The following is a 6998-nucleotide window of genomic DNA, read 5'->3' on the forward strand; positions in this document are numbered from 1 at the left end:
GTAGGTCCCGGTGTCGAGCGGCGCTTCCGGTAGTCACCCGGCAGCGCCGCTCGCTCGCGCTACGACGTCAGCGGAGGCGGTCGAGGTGCAGTTCGGCGCGCGAGTTGATGCCGAGCTTGCGGAACAGCCGAGCCACGTGCTGCTCGACCGTCCGAGGGGACAGGACCAGCTTCTCGGCGATCTCACGGTTGGTCTGCCCGTCGGCGACCATGCGGGCGATCTGGAGCTCTCGGGGGGAGAGGTCTCTGCCGTAGCCCCGTCGTCCCCGTCGAGCCGGTTTCGCGCTGCCGAGAGTGTGCAGGGCGTGGCGGCAGCGTGCGGCGTCCTTCGCCGCGCCGAGCGCCTCGAAGGTCCCCGCCACCTCGGTCAGCAGCTCTACGGCCTTCTCCGGGTCGGACGGCAACACGACGGTCGCCTCGTGGTGCCGGGCGATGGCGGCGAAGTACGGCGCCGGCACCGCCTCGTAGCGCGCGGCGGCCTCCCTGAAGTGCCCGACGGCGTCCACGGGTTCACCGCGGGCCTCGGCCAGCATGCCCCTGCTCTCCGCGAGCGCTGCGAGCACGGCGGGCGCGTCACGGTCGGCGATGCCTTCGGAGACCTCATCGACCAGCCGCTCCGCCGCCGCGGTCCGTCCAGTGGCCGAGTAGGCGGTGACCGCGACCGGGGTCAGCAAGCCGATCCAGGGCCAGATGTCCGTCTTGCGCACGGCGGTCAGCCCGCGGTCGACCGCTGCCGCCGCCTCGGCTGCCTTCTCGCGTTCCAGCAGGATCGAGGCCAGTCCTGCGATCCCGCTGATCGCCACGGGAACGATCGCATCGTCCGGGTCGTGGGCCCCGGTCCGACCGAAGTGCTCGTCCGCCGCCGTCCAGTCCCCACGGGCCGCGGCGAGCCAGCCGAGCACCAGCTCCAGCTCGCTCGTCATGCTGGTCACGTCGCGGTACTCCTCGAGCAACCCGGTCGCCCGTTCCGCCAGGCCTTCCCACCGACCGGTGATCCAGTCGAGCCGCGCCTCGGTGGTCCGGCCGGTGCTGACCAAGAAGGCCGCGTTGCTCTCGTGCGCCAACCGCAGTCCGTCGCGCAGGAAGCGGGCACCCACGTCGAGGTTTCCGAGCCAGACGCAGGCATCGGCGACGTTGCACTTCAGCCGTGCCAGGTGCGGCCGGTCGCCGGGGTCGTCCACGTGCTCCGGCACCTCGTCCAGCCAGGCCAGGCGTCCGTGGTACAGAGCGGACGGGACTTCGCTGGCCAGCAGGTAGATCCGCAGCTGGCCCGTCGAGGTCTCCCGGTGTGCCCTGGCGAAATCCCGCCACCGGCGGAACACGTCCGGAAGGACGGTGCCGTTGGACGGGATGGCGAGCGCCGCGGCGGCGCGGGCGGCGAGGTCGGGCCTGCTCTCCAACTCGTCGATCGCGCGTTCGAGTTCGGCCCTGCCCTCCTGGATGTGGCCGATCCGGCGGAGCAGCAGGAAAGCCCGGTGCATGCGCACCTCACCGCGCGCCGACGCACTCAGGCGGGGGTCGGTCAGCAGGCGTTCCAGCGTCGCGGTCGCGTCGTGCTGGTCCAAGCCGGTGTTGGCGACGCGTCCGAGCTTGATCGCCAGTCGGTCGACCACGTCGGCGGGCAGCACCGGCGCGGCCAGCAACCGTTGCAGCAGCGTGGTCGCGGTCGCTGCGTCACGGGAATCGGTGGCCCGGTCGGCCGCGGCCTCCCCGTAGGCCAACCAGTCCGCTGTCCGGCCCGCCCGCTCGCTGTGCTCCGCCAACTGCACCAACGGCTTGGGTTCGACGCGCTGCAACGCGTCGACGGCACGGCCGTGCAACGCGGCGCGCTCCGGAGCGCTGATCGTGTCGTAGACGGCCTGACGGGCCAGCATGTGCCGGAACCCGTACCTCAACCCCTCCACCTCGTGCAGGACGTGCCCGTCCACGGCGTGCGTGAGTGCCGCCCGTACCTGGTCCTCCGGGACATCACCGACCTCGCCGAGCAAGTCGGCGGGTGAGGGGGTGCCGAGCACCGCGGCCGCCTCGATCAGGCGGACCGCGGCGGCGGGCAGGGTGGCCAGGCGGTCGGCCATCGCGTCGCGCAGCAACACCGGGACCTTGACCGCGTCGAGCAGCCGCTGGGCACGTGCGCTGCCCGCGTGCACCGCGCCTTCAGGGTCGCGCAGGGCGCGCAGGGTCTCCTCGACGACGAACGGGATGCCGGCGGTCCGCTCGTGCAGCAGGGCCGCGAACTCCGCCGACACCCTCTTCGCGCCGAGGATGGCCTCGGTCAGCCCGCGCACGCCGTCGACGTCGAGCGGTTCGATCTCCAGCACCGCCAGCAATCCGCCCGCAGCGGATCGGAACTCCGCGCCCAACGGACTGCCACCGTGCAGATCTTCGCGCCGGTAGGTGAGGACCATGCTGAGGGTGGCCGGCGGCTCACCGGCCAGGAAGCGCAGCAGTTGACGCGTGCCGTCGTCGGACCAGTGCAGGTCTTCGATGACGAGCAGCACCGGGCCGAGCGCGGCCAGGAGTTCCCGCACCGCGCGGAACAGCCGGTGCCGCTCGGCCCGGGGGTCACCGATCGGCGGCAACGGGGCGGGCAGCTCGGCGGCGATCTCGGGCAGCAGCGGAGCCAACGCGCCGATCACCGGGTTCAGATCCCGCTGCGGAGCCAGTCTCGGCCCAATGCCCCGCAGTGCCTCCAACAGCGCACCGTAGGAGAACGGCTCGCCGACCTGCCGGCAGTAGCCGGCCAACGGCAACACCGCACCCAGGTCCCCGGCCAGCAGTTCGGACACCAACCTGCTCTTGCCCACTCCCGCCTCGCCCTCCAGCAGGACGACCGAGGGACGGCGCACGACGACCTCACGCAACGCGGCCAACTGCTCGCCCCGCCCGATGAGCACGGGCGAGCTGGTCCGGTACCAACGACTGTGCCACCCCGAAGACACATCGCTCCGACCCATCACCACACACGCCCCGCTCTGGTTTCCTCGTCCCGGTCGGTGGTGAAGTTCCAGGCGTCGCGCACGATGCCGGTCAGGTCGACCCGCTCGGGCTTCCAGCCCAGTTCGGTGCGGGCCTTCTCGCTTCCGGCCACGAGCACGGCCGGGTCGCCGGCCCGGCGCGGGGCGACGTCGGCGGGGATCGGGTGGCCGGTCACCTCGCGGCAGGCGTCGATGACTTGCTTCACCGAGAAGCCCAAGCCGTTGCCCAGGTTGTAGATGCGGTGCTCGCCCGCGGCCGCGTGCTCCAGCGCCCGCAGGTGCGCGTCGGCCAGGTCCACGACGTGGATGTAGTCGCGGACGCACGTGCCGTCCTGGGTGGGCCAGTCGTCGCCGTAGACCTGCACCCGCTCGCGCCGACCGGACGCGACCTGCAGCACGATCGGGATCAGGTGGGTCTCCACGCCGTGCCGCTCGCCGAACCGCCCGTAGGCGCCGGCCACGTTGAAGTACCGCAGCGACACGGCGGCCAGGCCGTGCGCGGCCGCGTAGGAGGTGATGGCGTGGTCGATCGCGAGCTTGGTCGCGCCGTAGGTGTTGGTGGGTCGCGTCGGCGCGGTCTCCGCGATCGGCACCCGCTCCGGTTCGCCGTAGGTGGCGGCGGTGGAGGAGAACACGAGCCGGGGCGTGCCGTGCTCGCGCATGGCGTCCAGCAGACGCAGCGACGTCACCACGTTGCCCTGCCAGTACTTCGCCGGGTCCTGCATGGACTCGCCGACCAGCGACTTGGCCGCGAAGTGCAGCACGCCGTCGAAGCCCGCGCCGCCCACGCCCTCGGCGAGCACGCCGCCGATCGCGTCGTCGATGCCCGCCTCGACCAGCCGCGCGCCGTCGGGCACCGCGTCCGCGTGCCCGGTGGACAGGTCGTCCAGCACGACCACCTCGTGCCCCGACTCCACCAACCTGGCCGCGCACACGCTGCCCACGTACCCGGCGCCGCCCGTGACGAGCAACCTCATCTTATGAACCCGCCTTCGTCAGGATCACCGATCGGTTGGCACTCATCGATCACTCATCCCGGCCGGCGCCCGCCGAGGGCACCGCCGTGAACGTCCTGGGCGTGGCCCAGCCGCGCTCGGCGAACGCGGCGAGCACCTGCCGCACCACCTCGTCGTGCCGCTGCACGGGCACCAGAGCGATCGCCGACCCGCCGAAACCGCCACCCACCATCCGCGCACCCAACGCGCCCGCCGCCTTCGCCGCGTCCACCGCCACGTCCAGCTCCGGCGCGGACACCCGGTAGTCGTCGCGCAACGACGCGTGCGACGCGTCCAGCAGCGGCCCGAGCTCCGCCAACCGACCGCCGCGCAGCAACCCCACCGCCGCCAGCACCCGCTCGTTCTCCGTCACGACGTGCCGCACCAACGGCCGCGACTCCTCCGGCACCCGGTCCAGCGCCGCGTCCAACCCGCTCACGTCCACGTCCCGCAACGCGGCAACCCCCAGCACCGACGCCGCCTTCTCACAGCCCGCACGCCGTGCGCCATAGCCGCCATCGGTGTGCGAATGACTGGCCCGCGTGTCGATGACCAGCACCTCCAGACCGTGCGCCGCGGCGTCGAACGGCACCTGCTCCGACTCGAACGACCGCACGTCCAAGAACAGCACGTGCGCCTCGGTGCAGCACAGCGACGCGGTCTGGTCCAGCAGGCCCGTCGGAGCGCCGACGAACTCGTTCTCCGCCCGCTGCACCCACCGGGCGACCTGCGGCAGGTCGTCCACGGCGCGATCCGCCAAGCCGAGCAGCGCCAACGCCACCGCGCACTCCAACGCGTGCGACGACGACAACCCGGCGCCCGCCGGCACGTCACCGGCGATCACCAGGTCCGCCCCACCGGTCAGGCCCTGCTCCCGCAGCACCCACGCCACCCCCGCCGGATACGCCGCCCAACCACCGACCACCCCCGGCTCAAGATCGGCCACCGCCACCGGGTCGGCTTCCTCCAACACCCCGTCGTGCAGCGTGGCCACCCGCAGCAGACCGTCGTCCCGCGCTGACGCGGCCACCGCGGTCCGGTGCGGCAACGCGAACGGCAGCACGAAACCGTCGTTGTAGTCCGTGTGCTCCCCGATCAGGTTCACCCGACCGGGCGCAGACCAGACACCGCTCGGCGCGGCACCGTGCAACCGGGTGAACGCCGCGGAGGCGCGCCGCGACGGCTTCGTGGCATCGGCGCCGGCTTCGTACTTGCTCAACGGATCGAGCATGGGCTTCTCCAAGCGTGTCGGTGGACGGGGGAGGACTTCGGAGGAGCGGGTGTCAGCGATCCCGACGCGCTCCGTCGGACGGCGTCACGGTGAACAGTCGTGGTCGGGACAGGCCCCTTCCGGCGAACGCACAGGTCAGTGCGTCGTCGAGGTCTTGGAGCAGGTGCGAGGGCACGAGTGCGAGAACCGACCCGTCGAAGCCCGAGCCCGTCAGGCGGGCGCCGATCGCGCCGGCGGTGACGGCGCAACCGGCGGCGAGGTCCAACGCCGCACCGGACACCCGGTGGTCGTCACGCAGGCTGGCGTGCGACGTGGTCAGCAACGGCCCCAGATCGGCGACGCACCCGGTGCGCAGGACGGTCCCCGCCATCACGACGCGGTCGTTCTCCGTCACCACGTGGCGGACCACGCCGTGCAGCTCGGCGGGCAGGAGGCGCAACGCGTCGGACAGATCACCCATGCCGATGTCGCGCAAGGTCGGCACACCCAGCACCGCAGCGGCACGGGCGCATTCCACACGGCGTGCGGCACGACTGCTCGAGTGGTGGACATGGCCCCGGGTGCGGACGTCGATCACCACGAGGGACAGGCCACGCCCCGCCAGGGTGAACGGGATCTGCTCGGCTGTGCCGCTTCGGGCGTCGAGGAACAGCGCGTGATCCCTGATGCAGTCCAGCGAAGCGGTCTGGTCGAGAACCCCAGCCGGTACGCCGCCGAACTCGTTCGCGGCCCTTCGGACGAGTTCGGCGACGATGCCCGAGAGCTGCGTCGCGCCGGCCAGTTCCAGCAGGGCCAGCGCGACGGCGCACCCGGCGGCGCGGTCGGACGCCAGCCCGGCTCGCGCGGGCACGTCGCCGGCCAGGACCAGATCCGCGCCGGCCGCCATGCCGTGCTCGCGCAGCACCCCCGCGACCGCGCAGGCGTCGACCGCCCAGTCGGGAACACCGCCGACGGCGATCTCGGAGATGGGGAAGGCACCGCTTCGCCGGACCTCTCCGCGCAGGTTGACGGAGGTGACCGTCAGCCGGCCGTCGTCACGGGCCGCGGCGGCGACCACCGCGCGGTGCGGCAGCGCGATGGCGAGGGCGAGCCCGTCGTTGTAGTCCGTGTGCTCACCCACGAGGTTCAACCGGCCCGGGGCCGAGCACACCACGTCGGCTTCCCGCGACAGCTCCCGCCGGAACAGCGCGGCGGCGCGGTCGACGAGGTCGCGGCGCGACCGCCGCCCGACCCGCGTGCCGCGATGGTCCTGAGGCCTCGCCAGGACATGCCGATGGCACTCGTTCACGTGCGTTCTCCCACGAGGACGGACCGAACCCCGGTGGAGCGGAACCCGGGGACCCGGTCGACTGTCAGCTGCACTGTCGGGCCATGTCGTCGAGGTGAGGGGGGAAGGCCCCGGCCGGGGGGAGAGAGGGCCGGCCGGGGCGTGGTCGAGGTGACGGTCGACTCACCGAGGTGACCGACGTGGTGACGAGCGGCGGGGAGAGTTCGATCGCCGTTCATCGGGACTCGGTGAGGATCTCGTCGATGCGGCGGGCGGCGGCGGCCAGTCCCTCGGCGGTGTCGACCTTCCCCGCGACGATGTCCCTGATCGCCTGGGCGAACACGTCGTCGTGGATCTTGGCGAACTCGACCGTGCCCGGCATCAGGGGCCGGGCGATCCGGGCGTCGTCGGCGAACTCGGCCACGAACGGGTTGCTCGGCAGGGAGTTCTGGTCGAGCCGGATCGACGGGTAACCCGACCGCTCCATCCAGTGCTCCTGCGCCCCCTCGCTGACCCAGAACGACAGGAAGG

5 protein-coding genes are annotated in these 6998 nt (G+C 72.4%); all 5 read right to left on the reverse strand.

Translation table 11 applies throughout. From position 1 onward, the window contains the following. Nucleotides 1-67 precede the first annotated feature (67 nt). Complete coding sequence (locus ACFQ3T_RS05320) at nucleotides 68-2893, reverse strand: AAA family ATPase (RefSeq protein ID WP_380720446.1); 2826 nt, start codon at nucleotides 2891-2893, stop codon at nucleotides 68-70. A gap of 59 nt (nucleotides 2894-2952) precedes the next feature. Beyond that, nucleotides 2953-3951, reverse strand: a complete 999-nt coding sequence (gene galE / locus ACFQ3T_RS05325) for a UDP-glucose 4-epimerase GalE (protein WP_380720449.1) — start codon at nucleotides 3949-3951, stop codon at nucleotides 2953-2955. A 49-nt stretch (nucleotides 3952-4000) separates the two neighbouring features. Beyond that, complete coding sequence (gene galK / locus ACFQ3T_RS05330; protein WP_380720451.1) at nucleotides 4001-5200, reverse strand: galactokinase; 1200 nt, start codon at nucleotides 5198-5200, stop codon at nucleotides 4001-4003. A 52-nt stretch (nucleotides 5201-5252) separates the two neighbouring features. Next, the gene (locus ACFQ3T_RS05335) at nucleotides 5253-6488 is read right to left on the reverse strand and encodes a galactokinase (RefSeq protein ID WP_380720454.1); all 1236 of its coding nucleotides are present in this window, start codon (nucleotides 6486-6488) and stop codon (nucleotides 5253-5255) included. Between the two features lie 214 nt (nucleotides 6489-6702). Continuing rightward, nucleotides 6703-6998, reverse strand: a 296-nt coding sequence (locus ACFQ3T_RS05340; protein ID WP_380720456.1) for a hypothetical protein, incomplete at its 5' end; no start/stop codon positions are given.

It is taken from the genome of Saccharothrix hoggarensis, assembly GCF_042678885.1.
Taxonomy (GTDB): Bacteria; Actinomycetota; Actinomycetes; order Mycobacteriales; family Pseudonocardiaceae; genus Actinosynnema; species Actinosynnema hoggarensis.